Here is a 24,412-nt window from a genome sequence, read left to right on the forward strand (position 1 = left end):
CCTGGGTTCACACAGTCTCGCGCTCACGTGAATCGCACGGCGACTCCCACACGCCCAGACAAGCGGTCAGCGCCGTTGCAGATGGCTGCGGTGTTACGGCCGGCGCTGCGCCGTCGCTACGGCCTCAAGACATTCAAGGCGTGACTGGCCGAGGCTTCTGGTGCTGCGCCAGGCGCTTCTCTTGTGCAGCGGTATCGGTTACAGGCACAGTAAAAGTGGCCCAGCACTTGGTGGGCGCCGCACAAAGCATTTGCACGATGGCGTCGCGGTGCTCCCAACGCGCAGTGCGGCCATCGTCGCTCACGGGCGCGCCGAAGCGGGCCGAGATCGACTGGAATATCGTTTCGCGCTCGGTACCTTCGGCCAGCACTTTGATGCGCGTGACGGTCAGGTCCTTTTTTACCGCCATCTCGTACCAGCCGCGCGCTGCCCAGAGCGGGCGGGAATCGGGATCCGGCAAGTGAACACTGCCCCAGCGCCCGCCGCTCTCATCGCTGCGCGGACTGGCCCGCCAGCAAATCTGCCCAGCCTTCTCGTTGTTGAGCGGGCAGATGGCAGGTGCAGCCGCCAGCTTGCCATTGAAAGGAATGCCCAGCACTTGCGTAGGCGCAGCGACGGCAGCGAGGGGCAGGGCTGTCATGACGAGCGCTAAAAAAGTTTTCATGGCGAGGATTCTGAATGTAGTTGCCTTGTAGTCGACCGATTTGGCCGACTACATTGCATTTTACGGACATTCAGCGTCGCCTAAACCTGGTACACAAGCGAAAAGCGGGCTCTTACCATTGGATTGCTTTCATGGTTGACCACCGTCGCGCAAGCGTGCGGTCGACTATTGCGGCGTCAACATCTGCTTGGCATACCGCAGTCCCACGCCGTAACCACCGCCATTTTTCTCCACCACCGCGCGCGCTGCATCGTAGGTGTCGTGGCGGGTCCAGTCGCGTTGCAGTTCCAGCAGCACTTGCAGCCAGCTGGTCGGTTGCGCGCCCTTGGCGGTCATGCGTTGCAGCGCCAGGTTGTGGCCCACTTCGGTGAGGCCACCGCAGGCGTCGCCGGCGACGTAGCATTCGTAGCCCGCTTCGATGGCGCTGAGCACGGCAAAGCTGATGCACGCCTCGGTCAGCATGCCGGAGAAGATCAGTTTCTTGCGGCCGGTGGCGACGATGGCCGCTTGCACCGCCGGGTCTTCCCAGGCGTTCATGTTGCGGCGTTCCAGTACCGGGTGGTCGGGAATCAGGGCGTGCAAGTCGGGCAGCAGGGGGCCGCTGTAGACCTTGCTGGCCGAGGTGCTGGCAACGATCGGCAGCGAGAACGCCAGCGCCGCTTCGAGCAGGGCCACGGAATTGTTGAGCAGGGTCTGGCGGTCCATCGATTGCACGGCAAATTGCAGGCCGGCTTGCTGGTCGAGCAGGACCAGTGCGCAGTTGTCGGGAGTGAGTAAGTCTTGCATGGTGTGCTTTCGCAGGAGGGGGGAGAGCTTCCGATTGTAGGCATGTCCTCCCGCCAGCATAACCCGCGATGTGGGAGGACGCCGTTCCCTCCTTGGTATCATTTCAGATTGGCAGAAGGCGTGCGGCGCTGTATGCTGCGGCGGCTGACAACCATCACGAAAGACCACTCATGAAACTGCTGTCCACCGCCATCCTCGGTTTGACCCTCACGCTCGCCTTGACCGCCTGCAACAAAGAGAAAACTCCACCTGCCGCCGACACCCCGGCCGCCGCCTCGACGCCAGTTGCCGCGCCGACCGCTGAAGTGCCAACTTCGGCACCCGCCGCCGCCCCGGTCGCCGCCACCGAACTGCAAAAGATCGACACCGTCGTCGGCACCGGCAAGGAAGCCGTGGCCGGCGCCACCGCCGTGGTCCACTATACCGGCTGGCTGTTCGTGCCTGCCGCCCCGGACCGCCACGGCGACAAGTTCGACTCGTCGGTCGGCCGCGAACCGTTCAGCTTCCCGCTCGGTGGCGGCCAGGTCATCAAGGGCTGGGACGAAGGCGTACAAGGCATGAAAGTGGGCGGCAAGCGGACCCTGATCGTACCGGCCAGCTATGGCTACGGCGAGCGCGGCGTGGGTCCGATTCCACCGAACTCCAACCTGATCTTCGACGTCGAACTGCTCGACGTGAAGTAATGCAGAACTAGCCAGTCGAGTCTTGCGCCGACATCCAGATGGACTGAGCGTTCCTCCGCGATGAGGTCAAATGTTCGCGGGAGATTTCAAGTCTCCTGCGTGCGTGCATATCCTGGTCGAGCTTGATTTAAGCTTCGGTGGAATCGCTGGCGGTGAATCGGCGGGGCAGGCCGGTCATCAGGCCTCGCTGACTTAGGTCGGGTTTTGGCAGGTAATGCCGCGTATTCCGGCGACCATTGATCGCATACCGGAGCAAGATAGAGAGATACTCAATCTTCTTTCAGTGCTGCATCCATGACTACTACACGACAATTAAGCATTACCCTCCCTTTGGAGTTGGCGGATGCGGTCCAGGCCAAAGTGGCAACCGGCGAATATGGCACGGAAAGCGAAGTGATCCATAGCGCGCTTTCCGTCTACAAAAAGAATGCCTTTATTGCATTCGCGGTTGATGATGCGAACTTCGAGTATTGGTATTGAGCACACCCAGCTGCTGCAAGGCCCGCAACCGCACCGGCTCCGGGTTTTGCCGCCGCACCGGCAACCGCGCCGGCAGCGTCATGCCGTGGTGGCCAGCAGGCGCTGTGCTTGCGCCGTGCGTGCAGCCTTGCGGGCCGGCGCCGCAGCCATTGCCGCGCCCGGTTCGGTCTTGAACACGCCCACCGCCTGGTTCAATTGCACTGCCTGCTCTTGCAGGATATCGACCGTGCCCACCGCTTCTTCCACCAGCGCGGCATTCTGCTGCGTCACCTGGTCCATCTGGGTGATGGCGCGGTTGACTTCCTCGATGCCCACGCGCTGCTCTTCGCTGGCGCTGGCGATCGATTCGACCATGTCGGACACGCGCTTGACACTGTTGACGATGTCTTGCATGGTGCTGCCCGCGTGTTCGGCCAGCTCGGTGCCGGTGTGGATGCGTTCGACCGACTCGTCGATCAGGGTCTTGACTTCGCGCGCGGCGGTGGAGCTGCGCTGGGCCAGGTTGCGCACCTCGGTGGCGACCACGGCAAAGCCGCGACCCTGTTCGCCGGCCCGGGCCGCTTCCACGGCCGCGTTCAGGGCCAGGATATTGGTCTGGAAGGCGATGCCGTCGATGACGCTGATGATCTCTTCGATCTTGCGCGACGACGCGTCGATGGCGTTCATGGTCTGCACCACCTGGCCGACGATCTCGCCGCCCTGGCTGGCCACGCCGGAGGCTTCGCGCGCCAGCTTGCTGGCGTTGCGGGCGCTGTCGGAATTCTGCTTGACGGTGGCTGTCAGCTCTTCCATTGCCGACGCGGTTTCTTCCAGCGAGCTGGCCTGGTCCTCGGTGCGGCTCGACAAGTCCTGGTTGCCTGCCGAAATCTGGCTGCTGATGCTCGATACTGCCTGGGCTGCGTCATGCACCTCGGTGACGGTGGCGCGCAGGTTGCCGCTCATCTTGACCAGCACCGCCATGATGCTGTCGCGGTCGCCATCGCGCAGCGTGACTTGGTGGTACAGCTCGCCACGGTCGACGGCATTCGCCAGCGCTTTCACCTGTACCGGCTCGGCGCCCAGCGCGCGCAGCAGGTAGTGCGAGACGCGCCACGCCACCACCGCGCCAACTACCAGCGCGATCGCCACGGCCAGCAGGGCCAGCGACTGGAAGTTGTGGGCGCCGTGGCGCGCCAGGGCCGATTCGGCCTCGGTCATTTTTTCTTCCTGGTCGATAAAGCCGTTGATGCTGGCCAGCCACTCGATGAAGGCCGGCTTGGCCTGGCGCAGCATCATATCGCGCGCGCCGTCGACGTCGCCGGCGCGGCGTGCTTCGATAATCTTTTTCACCAGCGGCATGGTGCGTGCTTCGTTCTGCTTGATCTTGTCGAGCCACGCGCGCTCTTCTGGCATCACCTTGGCTTTCGCCTGCGACATCAGGGCGTCCATCGGCCGTGCCGACTGCTGGTAATCGCCATCGAGCTTGTCGATCAGGGCGACCACGCCGGCCACGTCTGCATCGGCCACCAGGGTGACGTCGCGCAGGGCGATGGCGCGGTCGTGCACGCTGCCACGGAAGTTGATTGCATAGCGCTGCTTGACGTTATTGACCTCGCTGATGTGCTGCAGACTGCTGTCGATGGCGTTGACCTTGACGACGCCCAGGGCGGTCAAGGCCAGCATCATGGCCAGGACGATGCCGAAGCCGATGCGCAGGCGGGCCGCGACGCCGAGGCCGGTGTGATTGTTTTCCATGGTATTCCTTGAGTGGCAGCGACGATAGTTGCGCTGATGCCGCTATCATATTGCCTAAAGCCAACCCTGTTAAGTTTACAGATTAAATAAACGTAATAGAGATTTCCTATTGGCAATAATTTGTTGTTCTCGTGGAGGGGCGATTTACTGCAGGTAGCGGGCGATGGCAAATACCGCCGCCGTGAGGGCGATGGCGGTGCCGATAAACCACTTGAGCAGGGTATTTTCCATTTTAACAATCTTGGTTTCCAGCTTTGCGATGTCCTCCTTGGTTGCATAATTAGACTTGATCACCGCCACGTCGGCCTCCACCACACTCAACCTGTCATTGATTTGATCGAACTCGGTTTTATCGGTGAGCATGGCGAACCTCCGGGTGGCTGAACTTGTTGGACTGCCCCTCGTGGACCAAGTTCACTCGGCCCGCCTGCACACATCCCTAGCGCGTGCCCGGCATCACCTGCACTTCGATGCCCGAAAACATGGACGGTGCGTGGTACACGCGCTGGGTCGCCTTCTTGAAATCCTCGGGCTTGGCCTTGGGAATATCGACAAACGTCTGCGGGTTCAAATCCACCAGCGGGAACCACGAGCTCTGGATCTGCACCATGATGCGGTGGCCACGGCGGAACGTGTGGTTGACGTCGGCCATGGTGAAATTGACCGGCTCGACCTTGCCAGGGGTGAACGGTTCCGGCTTCTCGAAGCTGTTGCGGAACTTGCCGCGCAGCGGATCGCCGCGCACCAGTTGCTGGTAGCCGGCCATCGGAATGGCTGGCTTGGCAACGTCGCTGCGTGGACTATCGGGCTTGTCGGCCGATGGATAATCGTCGGGATAGACGTCGATCAGTTTCACCACCCAGTCGGCATCGGTGCCGGTGGTGGAGACGAACAGGCGCGGTTTTACCGGGCCGCTCAGGGTCACGTCTTCTTCCAGCGGCTCGCTGCGGTAGGTCAGCACGTCGGTCCGGCTCGCGGCAAAGCGCTGGTCGCCCACCATGTATTCCTTGGGCACGCCGATGGCCGGATAGCCGGTGTACGGCACTGGCTTGCGTGGATCGGCCACGTACTCGTCGTAACCGTCGCCCCCGCCGGCGGCCGGCTGCTGCCATGCCAGCGTGCCGTTGGCGCCCAGGTACAGGGTGCGCGCCTGGGCTTGCTTGGGTGGCCACGCCGGGTACTCGCGCCAGACGTTGCTGCCGGTCTCGAAGGCGTGCACTTCGGCCAGTTTCGAGCTGGACACGCCTTTCAGATGCTGTTCGAAGAACGGGAACTCGATGTTTTTACGGAAATATTCGCCGGTCTTGGCGCCGAACTGCACGCTGCCCAGGCTCTGGCCGTCGTAGCGGCGCCAGCCGCCGTGCGACCATGGTCCCATCACCAGCCCGCTGTATATCCCTGGATTGTTGCGCTTGATGGCATGGTAGGTGGTAAGCGGCCCCTGCAGGTCTTCGGCGTCGTACCAGCCGCCCACGGTCAGCACGGCGGCCTTGATGTTTTTCAGGTGCGGCGCGATGGCGCGGGTTTTCCAGAAGTCGTTATAAGTCGAATTGGCGATCGTCGGCATCAGCAAGGCGCGCTGGGCGGCGGTCATGGTGTCGGTGATATTCGACAGCGTCAGGTGCGACAGGAAGAACTGGTAGCCGTCGGGCGTGCCGTAGTCGAAGTTGGTCCAGCTCTTGGGCAGCGGCGTTGGATTCTGCGCTTCGACAAACGCCGCGTAAAAGTCGAAATTGGCCGCCAGCATGAAGGCGCCGCCATGGTAGGAGTCGTCGTTCATGAACAGGTCGGTCACCGGCGCCTGCGGCGAGGCGGCCTTGATGGCCGGGTGCGAGTCGATGATGCTGGCCGAGGTGTAAAAGCCGGGGTACGAAATGCCGAGGATGCCGACCTTGCCATTGTTGTTGGGGACGTTTTTCAGCAGCCACTCGACGGTGTCGTGCATGTCTTCGCTCTCGTTGCCTTCGCCCTTGGCGCGGCGCGGATTGACGTGCGGCGTCATTTCCTGCCATTTGCCTTCCGACATATAACGGCCGCGTACATCCTGCTGGACGAAGATATAGCCGCTGCGCTGGAACTCCGGCGACGGCCCCAGCCGCGTCGGATAGAAATCGACGCCGTAATGGAGTTCATCGTCGGCATGCACGCCGGCGCTGTATGGCGTGCGTTCCATCAGGAACGGGTAGCGCTGGCTGGCGTCCTTGGGCACGTACACGGCCGTAAACAGGCGGGTACCGTCGCGCATCGGGATGCGGTATTCATACTTGGTGTATTGCTCGCGCACGCTGGTAGCGGTGGAGGCGGCCGGCCCATCGGCGGCGTGGGCCGGTATCAAGGCAAAGCCCAGCATCAAGGAAAGGGCGAGGGAATGGAGGCGGTGGGTCATGGTCTTCCTGTGGTCTGATCAGCAAACTTGCCTAGTGTAAGGGCAGTGGATAACTTTCGCTGCGTTAATTTTGCGCACAGCAAAATTTCCATTTAAAAACAAATACTTGGTCGGCGGTCGGCTGGCTTGTTAACAGGCTTATCCACAGAATCTGTTAACAACAGCGGTTTTGTGTAAATGTGTCTATCGAGACAACTAGTTTGCAATATTGATCATTGTGTTAGTTAGCGAACAGTTGACTCCGCTACAACTCTATATTGTCCAGCTACCGGTGCTGCGTCACCGGATTTGCAACTAACAATCTCTCTCTACGGAATGACTATGAAACTTAAAAATATCCTGATCGCATCGATGATCATGGGCGCCAGCGCAATGACCTCGTCGGCCTTCGCCGCGAACATTGGGGATACCGAGCAGGCTGTTCTGGTCAGCAACAACGCCGGTGGTTTCCAGACCGTGGTCGGTAACACCTTTACCGCCGGTCAGACTTCCGACGTGTTCAACGACCGTTTCACCTTCACCCTGAACGGCAACTACAACGCTGCCGGCACCCTGAGCTCGACCTTCCTGAGCACCAACCCGATCCAGGATCTGGTAATCAACGGCTTCAGCCTGGTGAAATACGATCCAGTCACCCAGGCCGTCATCTCGACCTACGCCGGCACCAACGTGCTCGGTTCGGGCGCGGGCACCGAAGACTACTGGAAATTCAGCGCCAACGGTTTGAGCGCCGGCAGCTACTACCTGTCGGTCAACGGCCTGGTACAAGGCGCTGGCGGCGGTTCGTATTCGTCGAACGTCAACCTGGCCATGGCGCCAGTGCCAGAAGCCGAAACCTACGCGATGATGATCGCCGGCCTGGGCCTGCTGGGCGTGGTCGCACGTCGCCGCAAGGCTGCCAAGCAAGCGTAAGCTGAGCTGGGTTTGAGTTGCTGCGGGGCGGGCGCGCAAGTGCCCGCCCCGCAGTCGTATACGTACAAATACGTACGAATACGTACGATACGTACGAATACGCACGCCTGGCGGCCTGTGCCAGAATACGCCGTGGCGCCGCCCGGCGCCGTCACTCCCGGAGCATCATGGACGACCGCTATTTTTACCAGCCCGCGCAAGGCCATGGCCTGCCGCACGACCCCTTCAATGCCATTGTCGGACCGCGCCCCATCGGCTGGATCGCCTCGCAATCGGCTGCCGGCGTGCGCAACCTGGCGCCGTACAGTTTTTTCAACGCCTTCAATTACACCCCGCCGCTGATCGGCTTTGCCAGCATCGGCCGCAAGGACACGCTGCGCAATATCGAGGAAACCGGAGAGTTTGTCTGGAACCTGGCCACGCGCCCGCTGGCCGAGTCCATGAACGCCAGCTGCGCACCGGCGCCGCCAGAGGTGGACGAGTTTGCCCTGGCCGGCCTGGCCACGGCGCCGTCGCGCATCGTCGGCGTGCCGCGCGTGGCGGCCAGCCCGGTCGCCTTCGAATGCAAGTGCAGCCAGATCATCCGCCTGCAGGGCGCAGCCGGCGACGTCACCGATACCTGGCTGGTGATGGGGGAGGTGGTGGGAGTACACATCGCGCACGAACTGCTGCGCGATGGCATTTACGACACGGCCGGCTCGCAAACCATCTTGCGCGCCGGCGGTCCGGCCGATTACTTCGAGATCACGGCCGCCAACCTGTTCCAGATGCGGCGGCCGGACTACCCATGAATCAGTAGGTGTAGAACATCTGCTGGATCGCCTTGGTGTCGCTGGTCCTGGTCAGCGCCAGCATCAGCAGGATGCGCGCCTTTTGCGCACTCAGCGTGTCGGCCGCCACGAAATCGAGTTCGTCGTCGTTGGCTTCGCCGTTGCGCGCCAGGATGCCCTGGCCTACGCGGCTGGCGCGCACGATCACCACGCCCTGCTTGCGCGCGGCCACCAGCGCGGTTTTGACGGTCGCTGCCAGGCTGCCGTCACCGACGCCGGCGTGGATGATGCCCTTGGCGCCCGCCGCCACCAGCGCATTGAGCGCCACCGGACCGACGTTGGCGTAACCATAGACGATATCGACCTGTGGCAATGATGCCAGGCGGCTGACATCGAACTCGGTGTCAGCGGTGTGCTTGCGGGTGGAGGCGCGGTAAAAATACGGCTTGCTGCCCTGGATGTAGCCGAGCAGGCCCAGTTCCGGCGTCTTGAAGCTGTCCGGCGTGGAGGTGTTGGTCTTGCTGACATCGCGCGCGCTGTGGATCTGGTCGTTCAGCGCCACCAGCACGCCTTTGCCGACTGCTTCCTTGCTGGCGGCCAGCAGCACCGCGTTGTACAGGTTGATCGGGCCGTCGGCCGACAGCGCCGTACCGGGCCGCATTGCGCCCACCACCACCACCGGCTTCTTGCTCTTGACCGTCAGGTCGAGGAAATAGGCGGTTTCTTCCAGCGTGTCGGTGCCATGGGTGATGACGATGCCATCGACGTCCGGCTGCGCCAGCAGCGTATTGACGCGCTTGGCCAGCGTGAGCCAGTGTTCGTTGGTCATGTTTTCGCTGGCGATCTGGAACACCTGCTCGCCCTTCACCTGCGCCACCTTCGACAGTTCCGGCACGGCCTTGATCAGGGTATCGACACCGACCGTGGCAGCGGTGTAACCGACCGTGGTGGTGGAACTGGCGCCGCTGCCGGCGATGGTGCCGCCGGTGGCCAGGATGGTCACGTGGGCCAGCTTTTCCGCCGCCCCCGCATAACTGCCCAGCAATATGGTGCAGGCCAGCAGGGTTTGGACGGTACGTACCAGACGGTCGGGAAGGTTGTGTGACATGCGGTCGGTCTCCGATTGTTGTAATGTAAAGCTGACCAGTTTAACAAAATCGCAGGCTGTCAACAATGCGGGAGGCTGGCGCGTTACAGGTCAACTGGGAGAGTACCAAGGGCCGGGCAGGTCGATTAAAATCGGTCCCAGGGTACACAAGATGAGAAAACACATGACTTTTTCACACACCTTGCGCTGGCGTGGCGCCGGGCTGCTGGCGATGGCCGCCATGCTGGCCATGGTTGGCTGCGGCGAAACGCGTGCGCAAAAAAAGCAGCGCGAAGCGAGCGTCATCATTTCCATGGGCGAGAAATACGTCAGGGAGAAAATCCGCGAGCCGGCGTCGGCGCAGTTTCGCAACCAGTTCATCGGCAAGGGCGGCGCGCCGTGCGGCGAGGTCAATGCCAAGGATGCGTTCGGCGCCTACCTGGGCTACCAGCGCTACATCTCCGTGGCGCGCGAGCTGACCATGCTGGCGCAGGATATGCCGCACGATGAATTCGAGGAATCGTGGCGCGAGATGTGTAAATAGCCGCGCCATTAGATTACAGGCGCCAGATTGCAGTCGCCAGATTACAGGTCGGCAAACCGCCGGCTGTAACGCGTGGCGCGCCGCACGTCCGGGTGCCGCCCGACCGGATGCGCCAGCGCTTCCTTCGCGCGGTCGTAGCCGTATTGCCACTGGTCGCGCGCGTGCTGCACGAAGATGTCGTACGTGGGCGGCATCGCCAGCTCGATGCGGTTGCGGCTCCAGTGCAGCTTTTGCTGCAACTGCTGGCGCGCCAGCGCCTTCGAGATATCGGACGAATCGATGCGCAGATCGGCCAGGAATGTATTGGCGTAGCGCAGCCGTGCATTGCCGTTCAAGCCCAGCACCGAGCGCCAGGCCGGGATCGAAAACACCTGGTCGAACGCCTCCTTGAATTCCATCACCACTTCGGTGCCCAGCTGGCGCGCGATTTCGACCGGGAACAGGTCGAGCACCCCGCCGATGTATTCGGCGCCCTGGTACTGGCGGCAGCGGAAGTAGATCATGTCGGCGATCGAGATACGCGCGGCCTCGGTGATCGGTACGCCGCTGTCGATCAGCAGCTCTGGCGCCACCGCGTGCTCGCCCCAGCGTGGGTCGGCCAGCGGCGAGGTCATGCCGTGCAGGGCGGCAGCGGCGCGCTCGCCGCAAAACACGGTTTCGGCAAACAGCTTGCGCTGGCCGCGCGGCCGTCCCACCTCGTTGGCATCGAACAGCAGCTTGCCGCCGATGATCGCCACGTCCACTTCCGGCGTGCCGGTGGCGGCAGGGAAGGGCAGCTGCGACGGGATGTCGAACAGGAAGTCGCCGAACAGGTCCGGGATCACCGGCGCCCGTGCCGACGACAGCGTGCGCCGCGCCGCCCGCGCCAGCGTGGCCAGCAGCGCTGCGTGGCGGGTGGACTTGAGGCCGCACCAGAAATCGTACATGGCGCGCGACGACAGCCACTCGCGCTGTGCCTGCGGTTCCGGCAAATTGTGGATGATGGCGGCGGCAATCGCGCCGCCGCAGCTGGCCACGATCACGTCGGGCGCCTTGCCCGCCTCGCGCAGCGCCGCATACATGCCGATGTAGATGCCGAAGCGGAAACCGCCGCCGCCCATGATCATGCAGCGCTGGTACGGTCGATCATTGTGGACTGGAGAAATAGGTGCTGTGGTCATGGGCGAAACCATACCACAGCACGGCTAGCGGAACTGGTGCTCCACCATCACCCGCACGGCAGCGCGGGTCTCGGTAAAGGTGTCGCGCGCGCGGGTGCCGGTGTCCTGGTACTGCTGCCATTCGCGCGCCTGCTGGTGCAGCAGGTTCGATCCCGCCACCCGCAGCTGGGTTTTGGCATCGAACTTCCATAGCGCGTACAGGTCCAGCTGGCGGCCGGGCGAGCTACCTGTGCGTAGCTGCGCCGACTGCCGCGTAGTGAAGCCGCCCTTGTAGGTAAAATCGCCGCCGACGGTCCAGGCGGTGCCGGGCAGCTTGTAGTCCGCGCCCAGGTTGGCGGTGACCGGCACCTGTTCTTCCAGCGTATTGTCGGGCCCTGCCACGCGTTCCACCCGCGACCAGTTGCGCGCCAGGTTGGCGCGCAGGTCCAGCGCCGGCGCTGCCTGGCCCAGCAGGCGGCGCAGCGGCAACTTCGCTTCCAGCTCGATGCCGTGCACGCTGGCATTGCCGTTGTTGAACGGCGTCGTCACCCACACCCCGGCCTGCTGGAACAACAGCGTTTGCGTCACATCGCGGATGCGCCGCCAGTAGACGCTGACGCTGGCGATGGCACCGTCGCCCAGGTAGTGTTCGTAAGCGGCGTCCAGTCCCCAGGCCAGTTCCGGGCGCAGTTGCGGGTTGCCCTGTTCGTCGGGATTGGTGGGGCTGTTGTTATTGTCGATGGTGTACCGGCGCGGCACCAGCTTGACCAGCGCCGGCGCCTTGTAGGTGCGCGCCAGCGCCAGGCGCAGCACGTCCTTGTTCGGCAGCGCGTAGCGCGCCTGCAGCGACGGGCTCCACACGGCCGACGTGACGTCCAGCGCGTCGGGCGCATTGGCAGCGAGCGCGCGGCTGGCCGTTTGCAGGCGTTCGTGGCGCAGCCCCGCGTACAGCGAAAACTGTTTCGATATTTCCCACTCGTCCTGCGCGAACAGCGCCAGGCGCTTGACCACCGCGCTGTAGTCGGCGTTGGTGGCGTCCGTCTGTACGCCGGTGGCATTGAAAATGGTTTCGCTGCGGTCTTCGTCGCGGCGCGACCGGCTGGCGTCCCAGCCAAAGGCCAGTGCGTGACCGGCGCCAACCGGGTGGCGCCAGGTGCCGGTAAAGGTGACGCCGGTTTCGGTGGGGCCGGCATCGACGTGGCGGTGGATGGCGGGCGCGCCGCTGGCGGTCATGCCGTAAAAGTCGTAGCCGGTGCTGCGGCGGTTGCTGTTGGCGCCCAGCCTGGTTTCGAGCTTGTCGCCGTTGGCGAGATTGCGGTTCCATTGCAGGTCGCTGCGCAGCATGGAGATGCGGGCGTGGTAGTCCGACACAAAACGCGGGAATTCGCTGGGCTCGCCCACCAGCGTTTGCTCGTCGGCGCGGTTGCGCACATCGAAGTGGCGCAGGTTGGCAAAGCCCTGCCAGGTCAGCGTATCGCCGCCACCCAGCGCCCAGCTCACGCGCGGTGTCAGGGTCAGGGTGTCGTTGCGGGTGGACTTCGGTTGCGGGGTGTGGCGCCGCAGCGTGAGCGCGCCGGCAGCGTCGGTCAGCGTCTCGTCGTCGGCAATCGCCTCCTCGGTGCGCTGGCGCGACAGCGTGGCGGCCACGCTGTACGACAGGCGCTCCACCTGGTCCGACAATTGCGCGGTCAGCGTGGGCGACGTGGTGCCGCCGCGGCGGGTGACGCTGGCGGCCAGCGACCGCTGGCCGCGCGTGGCCGCTTTTTTCAGGATGATGTTGATGCTGCCGGCGACCGCCTGGTTGATCGAGGCAGCGGTGGCGCTGCGCAGGATCTCCACCCGCTCGATCATCTCCGGCGCCACCGTGTCGAGTGAAAAACCGGTCGGCACCGGTTCGCCGTTGAGCATGATCTGGGTATAGCCCTTGCCCAGGCCGCGCATGCTGATCTCGCCGCCCTGGCCGGGCACGCCGGAGATGCTGATGCCGGGCAGGCGCTTGAGGGCGTCGGCCAGGGTCTGGTCGCCCTGGCGCACCAGCTCGTCGTGGGTGACGATGATGGCGGTGGTGGTTTCGCGCTGGCGCAGGTCGGCGCGGGCGCTTTTGACTTCTACCTGTTGCACCGGCTGCGCTGGCTGCGGTGCTTCGGTGGCGGATACGGATGGCGCGGCCAGCAGCATGCTGGCTGCAAGAATCGGGAGTGACATGGTGGTTCCTGTGAGGTGAACACGAAGCCGGCGGATGATCAAAACGCGGGCGACAGTGGGCCGGTCCGCCACCGGTCAGGGTGGCGGATTGTGGTGGATATCAGATCGGGTTAGTAGCCCAGCTGCTGGCGCCGCACGCTGAGCGCGTGCCTGGTGGCGTATCGGTCGAGGCCGCGGTCGAGGCCAGTGAGCATGGTGGCCGGATCGATGGCCACGCCGTTCTGGCGCAGCTGGAAGTGCAGGTGCGGGCCGGTGGTAAAGCCGGTCAGGCCGACCGTGCCGATCACCTGGCCCGCCACCACGTGCGAGCCCGGTTGCACCGCCGTGGTATCCAGGTGGGCGTAGAGGGCCTCGGTGGAGCCGGTGGCGCTGCTGCTGTCGGCGCTGGTGATGACGACGGTAGTGCCATAGCGGCCATTGTTCTCGTCCAGCTTGCCGGCGGCGAGGACAATGCCGGCAGCGGCGGCGCGTACCGGCGTGCCGACCGGCGCGGGCAGGTCCAGGCCCACGCTGGGGCGCGGCGAAACATTGCGCATCACGCCGAAAAAGCCCGAGACGCGCATCTTGTCCAGCGGGTATTGCCAGGCGATCGGGATTGCCGGTGCTTCGGTACGCTGGCTGGCCGGGTTCGACGGGTTCGACGGGTTCGAAGTGTTGGACAGCGTTGGCGCTGTGGCCGACGTCGGGGATGGCGTGGCCGGTGCGGCCGTTGCTGCCACCGGCACGGTCGCTGTCGCCAGTGCCGGTTGCAACACCGCGCCCGCTGCCAGCACGCCGATCAACACGGTCGCCACAGTCAGGGCGCCTGCCACGGGCAGCGCTGGCGGCCGCGCCTGGCGCAGTTGTTCGATGCGCTCGCCGGCCGACGCGGCATCGGCGGCGCCGAAGGCGAGGGCGGTCGCTGGCGGCGCCATCAGCTGCACGCGCCACTGGGCCAGCAGGGCGCAGGCGTACTGCTTGCGCTGCTGCGCCGGGCGGCCGGCCAGCACGCGGCGGTCGCACGCCAGTTCCACCGCCCAGGCCAGGCGCGCGCCGAACCAGCGCGGCGCCGGATTGAACCACAACAGCGTCTGCACCAGTGCCGACAGGCCCAGCCACAACGGGTCGCGCGCGCGCCGGTGCTGCAACTCGTGGGCGATGATCAGCTGCTGTTCGTGCACCGGGAAGTCACGCAGGTGGCGCGGCAGCAGCAGTACCGGCCGCCACGCACCCAGCAGCATCGGCGAGACTGCCGCAGCGGTTTCCAGTACCGTCACGTGGTGGCGGGCGATCTCGTACAGCTGGCGCGCATCGAAGCCGCCGTGGGCGCCCAGCGCCGGCCGCGACAGGCGCTGCGCTCCGGCCAGCAGGCCGCGCCACAGCAGCCAGGCGCGCGCCAGCCGCAGCACGGCATACGCCAGGCCGGCCAGGTAAATGACGGCCCACAGCAGCGGCGCCCATGCCAGCAGCGATGCTGCGGTGCCGGTGGCCGAGATGGTATCGACGCTGGCGGTCGCCGGCACTGTGACATCGACGCCGCCGGTTGCCGTCGCTGCGGCACCGGCAGCACCGGTCGTGGCGATAGCGGGAATGCGGTCGACGTTGATGCCTGCTTCAGCCCCAGCGACAACGGCGGCGCCTGCGGTCGCAACGGGCGCCGCTGGCATGGTCTCGGCACGGCCGGCTGCTGAAAGCGATGGCGATGGCGATGGCAGCGCCAACGGCAGCGGCGAAGGCACCGCAATCGTCAGCGTCGGCGCCACCGTCATGCGGTCGAGCGCCGGCAGCAGTGGCAGCAGCAAGGGCAGCAGCGCCACGCCAGCCACCACCGCCTGGGCCGCCAGCCATACCGGGCGCTGGCCGCGCAGCGCCGGCCAGGCGCGCGCCGCCAGGTGCAGCAGCCCGTGTACCAGCAGCCCGGCCAGCACGCAGCCCAGGCAGGCCAGCAGCCATTGCCACAGCAGCAGCGTGGGCATCGCCATGGTCGCTGCGGTCATGGCTGCTCCGCTTCGTCGTCGGGCCAGTCGTTGAGCATTTGTTCGAGCCGGGACAGCTCCTGGCTGTCCACCAACTTGCTGCCGGTGAACATCGCCACCGGCAGCGGCGCGTCCAGTTCCATCACGCGGCGGCCGAAGTCGTGGGCGAACGCGGCCAGCGTGCCCACCTTGTCGAGCCGGGGGCTGTACACGTTGACGCCATGCATGACTTGCACCGCGATCATCTCCTTGTCGAGCATGCGGTCGAGTGTTTTGCGCGTGGAGGAGAACGACCACGCCAGTTCGTCGGCGGCGGCGTCGTGGATTTCGCGGGCGCTCAGCGGCTGCTGCTTCCACAGCGCCTTGAGCAGGGTCAGTTCGCTGACCGAGGGAATGGGATTGGACATGGCGGTTCCTGTTTGCGACGAATAGGGTTATTGTGCGACAGATGTCGCGCTGCCGTCAACCCGCTAATTGTTAATGCCACCGTCAAGCATCAATTGCCGCATTTTGTAACATTGCTTTGAATAAATTCTTTCTGTGATACCATTAAGTTTTTGCTAAGTAGTTGCGTGGGTGATCACGTTCAGCCGGTTGCGGCAATGCGCTATACAATGGTCCGCTTTACTTGCATCGGAAGCCCCATGTATCGGAAGTCCTATGTATTACGGTGAGCGCTTCAACAGTATTACCCACACGGTGGGCGCGGCCCTGGCAGCGGCGGGCGGCATTTTTCTGATCGTGCTGGCGGCGCGCAGCGGCGACCCCTGGAAAGTAGTCAGCTTCAGCATCTTTGCCGCCACCCTGTTCGGGCTGTACCTGGTCTCCACGCTGTATCACAGCCTGCGCGGGCGGGCCAAGGACGTGTTGCGGAAGATGGATTATTGCGCCATCTACCTGCTCATTGCCGGCACCTATACGCCGTTCACGCTGGTGAGCCTGCGCGGGATCGCCTGGGGCTGGTCGCTGTTCGGCGTGGTGTGGGGGCTGGCGCTGGTGGGCATCGTGCAGGAACTGTTATACGCCAAGGGCAAGCGCATCCTGTCGCTGGTGATTTACGTGGCCATGGGCTGGGTGGGAGTGATCGGCGCCAGTCCGCTGGTCGACGCGCTGGGCTGGGATGGTTTCCTGTGGATCGCCGGTGGCGGTCTGGTTTATACGGTGGGCATCGCTTTTTTCGTGACCGACCATAAATGGCGCTATGGCCATGGCGTGTGGCACCTGTTTGTGCTGGGCGGGAGCGCCTGTCACTTCGCTGCCGTGCTGCTGTACGTGGCGTGAAACACCAATCAAGTAGAGTAGGACCAAGTGGACATTAATTCGGACGATCTGAAAACCTTCATCACCGTGATCGACAGCGGCACCCTCAGCGCCGCCTCGGTGCACCTGGGCCAGACCACGTCGGGCGTGAGCCGCGCGTTGTCGCGGCTCGAAGACAAGCTGGCCACGTCGCTGCTTACCCGCACCACGCGGCGCATGGAATTGACCGAAGAGGGCCAGTTGTTCCTCGAACGCGCGCGCGCCATCCTGGGCGCCATGGAAGAAGCCGAAGAAACCATCCGCATCCGTCGCCAGCAGCCGGCCGGCCGCCTGTGCGTGGACGCGGCGTCGCCGTTCATGCTCCATTGCGTGGTGCCGCACGTGGCGGAGTTTCGCGCCCTGTACCCGGAGATCCGCCTCGAATTGAGCAGCAACGACCAGATCACCGACCTGATCGAACACCGCACCGACATCGCCATCCGTATCGGCACGCTGGTCGACTCCACGCTGCACGCGCGCGCGTTGTCGGCCAGCCCGCTGTACGTGCTGGCCAGTCCTGGTTACCTGGCGCGGCACGGCACGCCGCGCACGCCGGAAGACCTGGCCGGGCATGCGCTGCTGGGCTTTGCCCAGTACGAGCAGGGCAACAACTGGCCGCTGCAGCACGCCACCGGCAACAGCCTGGCCATCACGCCGTCGCTGTCCGCCTCCAGCGGCGAGACCTTGCGCCAGCTGGCGCTGGCCGGGCAGGGCATCGTCTGCCTGGCCGACTTCATGACCCGCGCCGACCTCGCCGACGGCCGCCTGGTCAAGGTGCTGGAAGACAGCTACACCGGTTATCGCCAGCAGATCCACGCGGTGTATTACCGCAACACGCAGCTGGCGCGCAGGATCGGTTGCTTCCTCGATTTCTTGCAGCAAAAGTTGTAACGATCATCGAGTGTGAGGCCGCGTACAGAGTGCGCTGCCGGGCCACGCTATAGTGGCTGCGCGTGCCTGGAGCGCATTCTTGCAAGTGTCGCTCGGCAGCAGGTAAGCCGGTAGCCTCAAGTACCGGCACCAGAATTTGGTATGGGCCTCGTTAAACCTACGGTTTTGCGAGGCCCCCGACGCTTTACTTCATTTACCTGGAGATGGTTATGTCGCAGACTATGCATCCTTCAAAGCATCTAGTGCGAGCGTGGCTGGAGCGCCGTGCGCGTGAGCTGAAGCCGCCGCCGACGCCCGAGGAGATCCGGCGACAGCTGGGCTGGGGCTTGATGTTGTTCGAGCCTGCGCTGAGTCCCGTCAAGGTCGGTAACGGTCGCCGCCGCTAATTTTTACCGCAGTCTTCATTAAACCCACCCGCTTCGGCGTCGTGGGTTTTTTTGCGTCTGCGCCGTTCACCGGGGAATTTACGTCATTCGCCGAATAGCGGTTTGCCGGCTGGCGTTTCCCCGCTATTGTGATGGTCATGTCACAAGGGGGAGCAAGCATGAACGTGGAAACTGTATATAAATGGCGCCAGCAACTGGTCTGGGGCGTGGGCCTGATCGTGGTCGGCGTGGTCGTGCTGCTCGAGCGCGCGCACATGATCGACCTCGACCTGCGTGTGAGCGAGCTGTGGCGCTACTGGCCCTGGCTGCTGGTGATCAGTGGCATCACCCAGGTGATCCCGCCCACCACGCCCGCTTACCTGCTCAGCGGCCTGTGGAGTTTCTTTTTTGCCGGCTGGTGGTATGTATCGTTCAACCGTATCTGGGGCTGGGGCTTCGGCGACACCTGGCCGGCGCTGATCGTCGCCTGTGGCGTCGGCCTGCTGCTGCGCCCTTTGCTTGACAATATCTTCGCCAACCACCAGGAGCAAAAATGAGCCGCCGCACCGGAACCAGAACCAACCCCAATCCCAAGGCGCAGATGGTGCTGGGCGTCATGGTCGTGGTCATCGGCCTGCTGTTTCTGGTCGATAACCTGGGCTGGATCCATCTCGATTTCCGCCGCCTGCTGGTGCCGACCGTGCTGCTGCTGGCCGGGGTGCTCAAGCTCACCCATGCCCGGTCCAATTCCGGCAACGTGATCGGCGTGGTGCTGGTCTGCGTGGGCAGTATCGGCATCCTGCGCGGGATTGGCTTCCTCGATTTCGACTGGCGCGATATCTGGCCGGTGCTGCTGATCATCGCCGGCATCGGCATCGTCTACAAGGCCAGCATCGCCAGCAACGGCGGCAGCAGCAGCGGCGACTGGTCGGGCAGCGACAGGTCCGGCGGCTCCTGGTCCGGCAGCGATGGGTCACCTAGCGATGGGTCCGGTAGCGATGAGGCCGGTAGTAATGGGTCCCGTAGCGACGGTCGCAAGGCGTCGTTCCAGGCGCCTGGCAACGAGCCGTTCAAGGCCCCGCGTGGCGGCGAGGGCGACGAGGTGATCAACTTCGTCTCGGTGGTGGGCTCGTCCAACCGGCGTGTGACCTCGCAGAATTTTCGCGGCGGTGAAGTGACCGCCATCCTCGGCGGCGCCGATCTCGACCTGCGCCAGGCCTCGATCCAGGGCGAGGCCGTGCTCAACGTGTTCTCGCTGGCGGGCGGCATCACCATCAAGGTGCCGGTGGACTGGACGGTGGTAATGGAGGGCACCGCGATCATCGGCGGCTTCGAAGAAAAAACCGCGCCGCCGTCTGCCGGCGGCAAGCGCCTGGTCTTGCGCGGCTATTCCATCCTCGGCGGCCTCGAAGTGCGCAACTGAGCAGGTGCGCCCGGTCATGATCGAAGCGTTCTCGCAGCGTCGCGGCGCCACCATCTACATGCTGGTGTGGCTGTTCTTCGGCCTGGCGCTCGGTGGGGTGATCGCGTTGGCCAGCGATACGCCGCTGGCCAACGCCATGCTGTTCGCGTTGCCGATGACCGTGGTCTATGCGCTGGTCGCCGGCTATTCCGCCTATTACCTGTGCCGCGCCTATCCGCTCGGTGCGCGCCCGGCCGGCGCCATCGCGGCGGTGCTGACGGTGGCGGCCGTGGTCTCGAGCGTGCTGTGGCTGTTGATCGGGCACTTGTGGAATACGCTGACCGCGCTGCCGGATGTGCCGTGGGCCGGCCTCGTGATCACGCCGCAGTTGTCGGCGCTGATCTTGGGCCTGGGCATACTGCTGTACGGCTGCGCGGCAGCGGTACACTACGTGGTAATCGAATTCGTGCGCGCCCGCAGCGCCGAGCGGCGCGAGCTCGAATCGATGCTGATGGCGCAGGAGGCCGAGCTGCGCATGCTGCGCACCCAGATCGATCCGCACTTTTTGTTCAATAGCCTCAATTCGATCAGCGCGCTCACTTCCAGCGACGCTGGCGCGGCGCGCCGCATGACGCTGGAGCTGGCCAGCTTTTTTCGCCAGAGCCTGGGAATGGAAGCGCACAAGATGGTGACGCTGGGCCAGGAGCTGGTGCTGATCCGGCACTTCCTCGCCATCGAGCAGGTGCGCTTCGGCGACCGCCTGCGGGTGGAGTGCGCGGTGGACGACGCGGCCGGCGCTTGCCTGGTGCCGCCCATGCTGATCCAGCCGCTGGTGGAGAACGCCGTCAAGCACGGCATTTGCAACCTGCCCGAGGGCGGCGTGATCCGCATTGCGGCGCGCCGCGCCGGCTCACTGCTGCACATCCGGGTGGATAATCCGGTCGATGAGGACATGGGCGGGAACCTGGATGGCAGCAGCAGTAGCGGTAGCAGCACCGGTATCAGCACCGGCATCGGCCTGGCCAATGTGCGCCAGCGCCTGGCCGGCGCCTACAAGCACGAGGCCAGTATCCGCTGGGGTCGCCAGGACAACAACTTCAACGTGGACATCGCCATGCCGGCGCACACCACAGAGGACAGGGAATAGCCGATGCGGGTGCTGATCGTCGACGATGAAATGCTGGCGCGCGCGGTGGTGCGCGAATACCTGGGCGCACATGCCGATATCGACATCGTGGGTGAATGCGCCAACGGCTTCGAGGCCGTCAAGGCCATCACCGAGCTGGCGCCCGACCTGGTGCTGCTCGACATCCAGATGCCCAGGCTCGACGGTTTCGAGGTGGCCGAACTGGCGGGCAACCAGACCCGCTACATCTTCGCCACCGCGTTCGACCAGTACGCCATCAAGGCCTTCGAATTCCACGCGCTCGACTACCTGTTGAAACCATTCAGCCAGCAGCGGCTGGACCAGGCGCTGGTCCACGCGCGCGCCAACATTGCGACCGGCCCCGGCGATGCCGCCGTCGCCCGCCTGGTGCGCGATGCCGCCAGCCGCAAGCTGCCGCTGGACCGGGTGCTGATCCGCGACGGCGCCAAGGTCCACGTGGTGGCCTGCGACAGGATCGACTACATCGAAGCCGAGGACGACTACGTGCGCATCCACGCCGACGGCAAGGCTCACCTGAAAAGCCAGCGCCTGGCGGACCTGGAAGAACAGCTCGACGGCGCCCGTTTCCTGCGCATCCACCGCTCGTGCATCGTCAACATCGGCCGCATCGACCGCATCGAGCAAGCCACCCGCGACAGCCATGTCGCCATCCTCAAGGACGGCAGCCGGCTGCCGGTCAGCCGCAGCGGGTATCAAAAGGTGCGTGCGGCGCTGCTGTAGGTAGCGCCCGGTGCTACCCGCCAAGCTGCGCGCGTCTGTTGAGTTGGGAAAAGTACAATTTAGATTGGCATCAATTGTTCCAATCAACTCTCCAGGCAGACCATGACAGCAGTTTCCCCGCCGCTTTCCGTTGCTGTGCGTGGTTTTTCGCCAGGGCGGCGGCCAGCGACTGCAACCGGAGTTGCCGTGGTGGTGGCGCTGCACCTGGCGCTGCTGTGGCTGGCCACGCGGCCGGTGCCGGCGCCGGTGTCCGATGATAGCCGGGTGTGGATACAGCTGCTGCCGCTGCCGCCAGCGCCGACCGCTGCCACGTTGCCGGTGTTGTCGGCGAACCCGGCGAACCCGGCGAAGCCGGCGCCAGCGCGGGCGCCGCGTCCGGTGTCTCCGCAGCCTTCGCTGCCAACCGAGACGCTGCCGTCGGCAGCTTCGGCTGGCGATCTGCCAGCATCGGTTCCTGACACTGCCACTGCCACTGCGCCGGCCACCGGCCCCGCAGCCGCTGCGCCTGCCGCGCCACCGGGGCAGGCACCCTACGTCGATCCGCTGGCAGTGCAGCCAGCGCCAGCCGTGCTGCCGGCCGACCTGAGGGAGCAGATGCTCAAGGCCGTCGGCGCCATCGACCGTGAGCTGCGCGCCGGTGAGCGCAAATTCGTGACCGCCCCGCCCGATACGGCGCAGGCGCGCCTCGAGCGCGGCTTTACCGAAGCCCGTGCGGCGGTCAAGCCGAAATGGTTCGAGGCGGCGCAGATAGAACTGTTCAGCGCCCCCAACGATCCCAAGCGTATCTACCGCATCGTCACCGCGTTCGGCGAGTACTGTCTCTACTATCCGGACAAGGCCAGTATTTCCGCCAATGCCAGTGCCGGGTCAGGCCATGCCAGCTTCGGCCAGCCCCGGATGTCGTCGTGCCCAAGACGGTTCTGACGCGGCGCACCCGCCCTACAGCTGAAAGCGCGCCACCGTGCCGCGCAGTTGCTGCGCCAGTTCGGCCAGCGATTGGGCGCCAGCCGATGCCTCTTCCACCAGCGCCGCGTTTTGCTGGGTAACCTGGTCCATCTCGGTAATCGCCGTATTGATCTGCTCGATTCCGGCCGATTGCTCCCGCGAGGCGCTGACGATCTCGCCCATGATGTCGCGCACCCGTTCCACCGAGCCGACAATGGCGGTCATGGTGTCGCCAGCCTCGTGCACGGCCTGCTCACCGACGCCGATATGGCCGACCGAATTCATGATCAGGGTGCGGATTTCCTGTGCCGACAGCGCGCTGCGCTGGGCCAGGTTGCGCACTTCGGTGGCCACCACGGCAAAGCCGCGCCCCTGTTCGCCGGCGCGCGCCGCTTCCACGGCGGCGTTCAGCGCCAGGATATTGGTCTGGAAGGCGATGCCTTCGATGGTGGTGATGATGTCGGTCATCTGCGACGAGCCCTGGGCGATCTGCCGCATGGTGTCGACCACACGGTCCACCACGGCCAGGCCGGTCCCGGCCACGGTGGCGGCGCTGTCGGCCACGGCGCGCCCTTGCACCGCGTTGTCGCTGTTGTTGCGGATGGTCGAAGTCATTTCCTCCATGCTCGACGCGGTTTCCTCGAGCGACGACGCCTGTTCCTCGGTGCGTTGCGACAGGTCGTGATTGCCATCGGCGATTTCGGCGGCGGCCGAGGCAATCAGGTTGGCCGATCCCTTGATTTCCACCACCATCCGGTTCAACTGCGCGCGCATGGCCTCCAGCGACGCCATCAGGCTGTCGTCGCCGCCGTGCTGGCTGACCACCGGCATGGCCAGGTTGCCGGCGGCGATCTGGCGCGCCACCAGCTGCGCTTCGGTCGGGTCGCCGCCGAGCTGTGCCAGGATGCTGCGGATGATGGCGAATGCTACCGCCACGCTGGCAGCCAGCGCCACCAGTGCCAGCACCAGGATGGTGTTGCGGGCGGCGTCGTTGCTGACGTCTGCGGCAGCGCCGGCTTCCTCGTTGATGCGGGTTTCGACGTCCATCAGCGCGGCTGCTCCCGCGATCCATGCGCGCTGCGAGGGGCGCAGCTCATGCATGATGAGACGCGACGCTTCCTCGACCTGGTTGTCCAGGCCCAGCTGGATCAGGCGCTGGAAGTGGGGCAGGACGGCAGCCTCGAGGCTTTTCATGTTGGCGAACAGCTGCTTTTCTTCGGCGTTGGTGGCCTGCTCGCTGCCGAGCAGCTCACTGAGGGCCGCATAACTCTTCTGGTATTGGCGCTCCTGTTTCCGGATGCGTTCCACTTCGATGCCCATCTCGCGCGGATCGGTGAACATGGCGACGTTGCGCGCGGCGATGGAGCGGTCCAGGATCGATGCGCGCAGGTCCCCAGCCAGTTTCATCTTCGGATTGTTGTAGTCGAGGATCTGGTCGATATTCCGGTTCAGCTGGTGCATGCCATACAGGCCGGCGGCCGCTACCATGGCCAGCAACACGGTCACCAGGGCGAAACCGGCCACCAGGCGCTGCTTTAAACTAAATTTCATTATTAACCTTTATTAACTATACTATACGTATAGTACATCAGTTCTATTTTGAAAGTCTTGTTGCTTTAGAGGTCATGGTTATGCCGGTTTCTACGGATTGACGGGAGAGGTAAAATACGTCCTGTCGATGTCGCCGAAAGTTAGAGATGATTCCCACGCCATGCCCCCGCAGCAGCAGCCGCACTGCGCTGCTCGATGCCGCCCTGCAAATGATTACCGAGAGCAGCGTCAACGGTATGACGCTCGAAGGCGTGGCGGCCCGGGCGGGCGTCACCAAGGGCGGTTTGATTTACCATTTCAAGACCAAGGAAGCGCTGCTGCATGCCGTGGTGGACCGCTTGACCGACCAGGTGGACGAGTATTGCGCCGACGATCAGCAGACCGATCCGGCGCTGGCGCTGGAGAATTTCCTGATGGCGCGCATCGATTACGCGTTCGCCATCGGCGCCCAGCAAAAGGCCTTGATGGCCAATCTGCTGGCGGCCGCCACCACCTTTCCGTCGCTGCTGGCGCCGGTCAAGCGCATGTATGAGCGCGGCTCGGGCGACCTGGCGCAGGTGGCCGGCAGCGCCGGCCTGGCCCTGTCGATCTGGGCCGCGCTCGACGGCATGGTCATGCTGGAAATGCTCAACATCCGCCAGTTCAGCGAAACCGAACGCACCCAGATGCGCGAAGCGATGACGTCGATGGTGCGCCGGCAGTTTGCCGAGGCAGCTGCTAAATAAG

General features: G+C 64.4%; 23 protein-coding genes and 1 pseudogene. 13 read left to right on the forward strand and 11 right to left on the reverse strand.

Features of this window, described 5'->3' with window-relative positions; genetic code table 11:
- Positions 1–133: 133 nt before the first annotated feature.
- Together J2X54_RS17635 and J2X54_RS17640 are read right to left on the reverse strand one after the other, a co-directional pair.
- Positions 134–640 carry a hypothetical protein gene (locus tag J2X54_RS17635; protein WP_310182326.1) on the reverse strand — a complete coding sequence of 169 codons (507 nt, stop codon included), beginning with the start codon at positions 638–640 and terminating at the stop codon, positions 134–136.
- A gap of 189 nt (positions 641–829) precedes the next feature.
- Entirely contained in the window at positions 830–1,450 is a 621-nt protein-coding gene (locus J2X54_RS17640; protein WP_310182327.1) for a hydrolase, read from the reverse strand.
- Positions 1,451–1,620: 170 nt separating this feature from the next.
- Between J2X54_RS17640 and J2X54_RS17645 the strand changes: the two genes are divergently transcribed.
- Positions 1,621–2,133 (forward strand): FKBP-type peptidyl-prolyl cis-trans isomerase, encoded by a 513-nt coding sequence (locus J2X54_RS17645; RefSeq protein ID WP_310182328.1) that lies wholly within the window; start codon positions 1,621–1,623, stop codon positions 2,131–2,133.
- Between the two features lie 294 nt (positions 2,134–2,427).
- A pseudogene (locus tag J2X54_RS17650) lies at positions 2,428–2,544 on the forward strand (type II toxin-antitoxin system ParD family antitoxin); the annotation flags it as partial.
- A gap of 147 nt (positions 2,545–2,691) precedes the next feature.
- Here J2X54_RS17650 and J2X54_RS17655 read toward each other — a convergent pair.
- From J2X54_RS17655 to J2X54_RS17665, 3 genes are all read right to left on the reverse strand, one after another.
- Positions 2,692–4,347, reverse strand: coding sequence for a methyl-accepting chemotaxis protein (locus tag J2X54_RS17655; protein WP_310182329.1), 1,656 nt, complete (start codon positions 4,345–4,347; stop codon positions 2,692–2,694).
- A 144-nt stretch (positions 4,348–4,491) separates the two neighbouring features.
- A complete protein-coding gene (locus J2X54_RS17660) occupies positions 4,492–4,710 on the reverse strand; it encodes a hypothetical protein (protein ID WP_310182330.1) in 219 nt (72 codons plus the stop codon).
- Between the two features lie 76 nt (positions 4,711–4,786).
- Positions 4,787–6,733: a CocE/NonD family hydrolase gene (locus J2X54_RS17665; protein ID WP_310182331.1), complete on the reverse strand. Its 1,947-nt coding sequence runs from the start codon at positions 6,731–6,733 to the stop codon at positions 4,787–4,789.
- Between the two features lie 321 nt (positions 6,734–7,054).
- Here J2X54_RS17665 and J2X54_RS17670 point away from each other — a divergent pair, with 321 nt between their 5' ends.
- Both J2X54_RS17670 and J2X54_RS17675 read left to right on the forward strand, forming a co-directional pair.
- Positions 7,055–7,645, forward strand: coding sequence for an FxDxF family PEP-CTERM protein (locus J2X54_RS17670; RefSeq protein WP_070251804.1), 591 nt, complete (start codon positions 7,055–7,057; stop codon positions 7,643–7,645).
- Positions 7,646–7,812: 167 nt separating this feature from the next.
- Positions 7,813–8,436: a flavin reductase family protein gene (locus J2X54_RS17675; RefSeq protein ID WP_310182332.1), complete on the forward strand. Its 624-nt coding sequence runs from the start codon at positions 7,813–7,815 to the stop codon at positions 8,434–8,436.
- Position 8,437: 1 nt separating this feature from the next.
- On the opposite strand, the gene J2X54_RS17680 is transcribed toward J2X54_RS17675, so the two are convergent.
- Positions 8,438–9,523: a type II asparaginase gene (locus J2X54_RS17680; protein ID WP_310182333.1), complete on the reverse strand. Its 1,086-nt coding sequence runs from the start codon at positions 9,521–9,523 to the stop codon at positions 8,438–8,440.
- A 163-nt stretch (positions 9,524–9,686) separates the two neighbouring features.
- Between J2X54_RS17680 and J2X54_RS17685 the strand changes: the two genes are divergently transcribed.
- Entirely contained in the window at positions 9,687–10,046 is a 360-nt protein-coding gene (locus J2X54_RS17685; RefSeq protein WP_070251807.1) for a hypothetical protein, read from the forward strand.
- Positions 10,047–10,087: 41 nt separating this feature from the next.
- Here the strand turns inward: J2X54_RS17685 and J2X54_RS17690 are convergent, their stop codons facing one another.
- The 4 genes from J2X54_RS17690 to J2X54_RS17705 all read right to left on the reverse strand — a co-directional run bounded on the left by J2X54_RS17690 (position 10,088) and on the right by J2X54_RS17705 (position 15,752).
- The gene (locus J2X54_RS17690; RefSeq protein ID WP_310182334.1) at positions 10,088–11,206 is read right to left on the reverse strand and encodes a patatin-like phospholipase family protein; all 1,119 of its coding nucleotides are present in this window, start codon (positions 11,204–11,206) and stop codon (positions 10,088–10,090) included.
- A 24-nt stretch (positions 11,207–11,230) separates the two neighbouring features.
- Positions 11,231–13,390, reverse strand: a complete 2,160-nt coding sequence (locus J2X54_RS17695; RefSeq protein WP_310182335.1) for a TonB-dependent receptor — start codon at positions 13,388–13,390, stop codon at positions 11,231–11,233.
- 110 nt (positions 13,391–13,500) lie between these two features.
- The gene (locus J2X54_RS17700) at positions 13,501–15,366 is read right to left on the reverse strand and encodes a M23/M56 family metallopeptidase (RefSeq protein ID WP_310182337.1); all 1,866 of its coding nucleotides are present in this window, start codon (positions 15,364–15,366) and stop codon (positions 13,501–13,503) included.
- Positions 15,363–15,752, reverse strand: coding sequence for a BlaI/MecI/CopY family transcriptional regulator (locus J2X54_RS17705; protein ID WP_310182338.1), 390 nt, complete (start codon positions 15,750–15,752; stop codon positions 15,363–15,365). Before J2X54_RS17705 ends, J2X54_RS17700 begins: the two co-directional genes overlap by 4 nt.
- A 253-nt stretch (positions 15,753–16,005) precedes the next feature.
- On the opposite strand from J2X54_RS17705, the gene J2X54_RS17710 reads away from it, so the two are divergent.
- The 7 genes from J2X54_RS17710 (at position 16,006) to J2X54_RS17740 (ending at position 22,114) form a co-directional block, all read left to right on the forward strand.
- The gene (locus J2X54_RS17710) at positions 16,006–16,626 is read left to right on the forward strand and encodes a hemolysin III family protein (protein WP_310182339.1); all 621 of its coding nucleotides are present in this window, start codon (positions 16,006–16,008) and stop codon (positions 16,624–16,626) included.
- Between the two features lie 27 nt (positions 16,627–16,653).
- Entirely contained in the window at positions 16,654–17,535 is an 882-nt protein-coding gene (locus J2X54_RS17715; RefSeq protein WP_310182340.1) for a LysR family transcriptional regulator, read from the forward strand.
- Between the two features lie 544 nt (positions 17,536–18,079).
- Positions 18,080–18,457 (forward strand): LiaF transmembrane domain-containing protein, encoded by a 378-nt coding sequence (locus tag J2X54_RS17720; protein WP_070251814.1) that lies wholly within the window; start codon positions 18,080–18,082, stop codon positions 18,455–18,457.
- Positions 18,454–19,323, forward strand: coding sequence for a LiaI-LiaF-like domain-containing protein (locus J2X54_RS17725; RefSeq protein WP_310182342.1), 870 nt, complete (start codon positions 18,454–18,456; stop codon positions 19,321–19,323). The genes J2X54_RS17720 and J2X54_RS17725 overlap by 4 nt, the downstream gene beginning before the upstream one ends.
- Before the next feature lie 16 nt (positions 19,324–19,339).
- On the forward strand, positions 19,340–20,449 hold the full coding sequence (locus J2X54_RS17730; protein ID WP_310182343.1) for a histidine kinase: 1,110 nt from the start codon (positions 19,340–19,342) through the stop codon (positions 20,447–20,449).
- Positions 20,450–20,452: 3 nt separating this feature from the next.
- Positions 20,453–21,190, forward strand: coding sequence for a LytTR family DNA-binding domain-containing protein (locus J2X54_RS17735; protein ID WP_310182344.1), 738 nt, complete (start codon positions 20,453–20,455; stop codon positions 21,188–21,190).
- A gap of 102 nt (positions 21,191–21,292) precedes the next feature.
- Entirely contained in the window at positions 21,293–22,114 is an 822-nt protein-coding gene (locus J2X54_RS17740) for a hypothetical protein (protein WP_310182345.1), read from the forward strand.
- Positions 22,115–22,129: 15 nt separating this feature from the next.
- Here the strand turns inward: J2X54_RS17740 and J2X54_RS17745 are convergent, their stop codons facing one another.
- A complete protein-coding gene (locus J2X54_RS17745) occupies positions 22,130–23,686 on the reverse strand; it encodes a methyl-accepting chemotaxis protein (protein WP_310182347.1) in 1,557 nt (518 codons plus the stop codon).
- Between the two features lie 146 nt (positions 23,687–23,832).
- Here J2X54_RS17745 and J2X54_RS17750 point away from each other — a divergent pair, with 146 nt between their 5' ends.
- Positions 23,833–24,411, forward strand: a complete 579-nt coding sequence (locus tag J2X54_RS17750; RefSeq protein WP_310182348.1) for a TetR/AcrR family transcriptional regulator — start codon at positions 23,833–23,835, stop codon at positions 24,409–24,411.
- Position 24,412 lies beyond the last annotated feature (1 nt).

It is taken from the genome of Duganella sp. 3397 (assembly GCF_031456625.1).
In the GTDB taxonomy this organism is placed as follows: domain Bacteria; phylum Pseudomonadota; class Gammaproteobacteria; order Burkholderiales; family Burkholderiaceae_D; genus Rugamonas; species Rugamonas phyllosphaerae.

Bases quoted from the DNA above. Each gene is read 5' to 3' on its own strand.
- J2X54_RS17635 (WP_310182326.1), bottom strand. From the start codon at position 640: ATGACAGCCCTGCCCCTCGCTGCCGTCGCTGCGCCTACGCAAGTGCTG.
- J2X54_RS17640 (WP_310182327.1), bottom strand. From the start codon at position 1,450: ATGCAAGACTTACTCACTCCCGACAACTGCGCACTGGTCCTGCTCGAC.
- J2X54_RS17645 (WP_310182328.1), top strand. From the start codon at position 1,621: ATGAAACTGCTGTCCACCGCCATCCTCGGTTTGACCCTCACGCTCGCC.
- J2X54_RS17655 (WP_310182329.1), bottom strand. From the start codon at position 4,347: ATGGAAAACAATCACACCGGCCTCGGCGTCGCGGCCCGCCTGCGCATC.
- J2X54_RS17660 (WP_310182330.1), bottom strand. From the start codon at position 4,710: ATGCTCACCGATAAAACCGAGTTCGATCAAATCAATGACAGGTTGAGT.
- J2X54_RS17665 (WP_310182331.1), bottom strand. From the start codon at position 6,733: ATGACCCACCGCCTCCATTCCCTCGCCCTTTCCTTGATGCTGGGCTTT.
- J2X54_RS17670 (WP_070251804.1), top strand. From the start codon at position 7,055: ATGAAACTTAAAAATATCCTGATCGCATCGATGATCATGGGCGCCAGC.
- J2X54_RS17675 (WP_310182332.1), top strand. From the start codon at position 7,813: ATGGACGACCGCTATTTTTACCAGCCCGCGCAAGGCCATGGCCTGCCG.
- J2X54_RS17680 (WP_310182333.1), bottom strand. From the start codon at position 9,523: ATGTCACACAACCTTCCCGACCGTCTGGTACGTACCGTCCAAACCCTG.
- J2X54_RS17685 (WP_070251807.1), top strand. From the start codon at position 9,687: ATGACTTTTTCACACACCTTGCGCTGGCGTGGCGCCGGGCTGCTGGCG.
- J2X54_RS17690 (WP_310182334.1), bottom strand. From the start codon at position 11,206: ATGACCACAGCACCTATTTCTCCAGTCCACAATGATCGACCGTACCAG.
- J2X54_RS17695 (WP_310182335.1), bottom strand. From the start codon at position 13,390: ATGTCACTCCCGATTCTTGCAGCCAGCATGCTGCTGGCCGCGCCATCC.
- J2X54_RS17700 (WP_310182337.1), bottom strand. From the start codon at position 15,366: ATGACCGCAGCGACCATGGCGATGCCCACGCTGCTGCTGTGGCAATGG.
- J2X54_RS17705 (WP_310182338.1), bottom strand. From the start codon at position 15,752: ATGTCCAATCCCATTCCCTCGGTCAGCGAACTGACCCTGCTCAAGGCG.
- J2X54_RS17710 (WP_310182339.1), top strand. From the start codon at position 16,006: ATGTATTACGGTGAGCGCTTCAACAGTATTACCCACACGGTGGGCGCG.
- J2X54_RS17720 (WP_070251814.1), top strand. From the start codon at position 18,080: ATGAACGTGGAAACTGTATATAAATGGCGCCAGCAACTGGTCTGGGGC.
- J2X54_RS17725 (WP_310182342.1), top strand. From the start codon at position 18,454: ATGAGCCGCCGCACCGGAACCAGAACCAACCCCAATCCCAAGGCGCAG.
- J2X54_RS17730 (WP_310182343.1), top strand. From the start codon at position 19,340: ATGATCGAAGCGTTCTCGCAGCGTCGCGGCGCCACCATCTACATGCTG.
- J2X54_RS17735 (WP_310182344.1), top strand. From the start codon at position 20,453: ATGCGGGTGCTGATCGTCGACGATGAAATGCTGGCGCGCGCGGTGGTG.
- J2X54_RS17740 (WP_310182345.1), top strand. From the start codon at position 21,293: ATGACAGCAGTTTCCCCGCCGCTTTCCGTTGCTGTGCGTGGTTTTTCG.
- J2X54_RS17745 (WP_310182347.1), bottom strand. From the start codon at position 23,686: ATGAAATTTAGTTTAAAGCAGCGCCTGGTGGCCGGTTTCGCCCTGGTG.
- J2X54_RS17750 (WP_310182348.1), top strand. From the start codon at position 23,833: ATGATTCCCACGCCATGCCCCCGCAGCAGCAGCCGCACTGCGCTGCTC.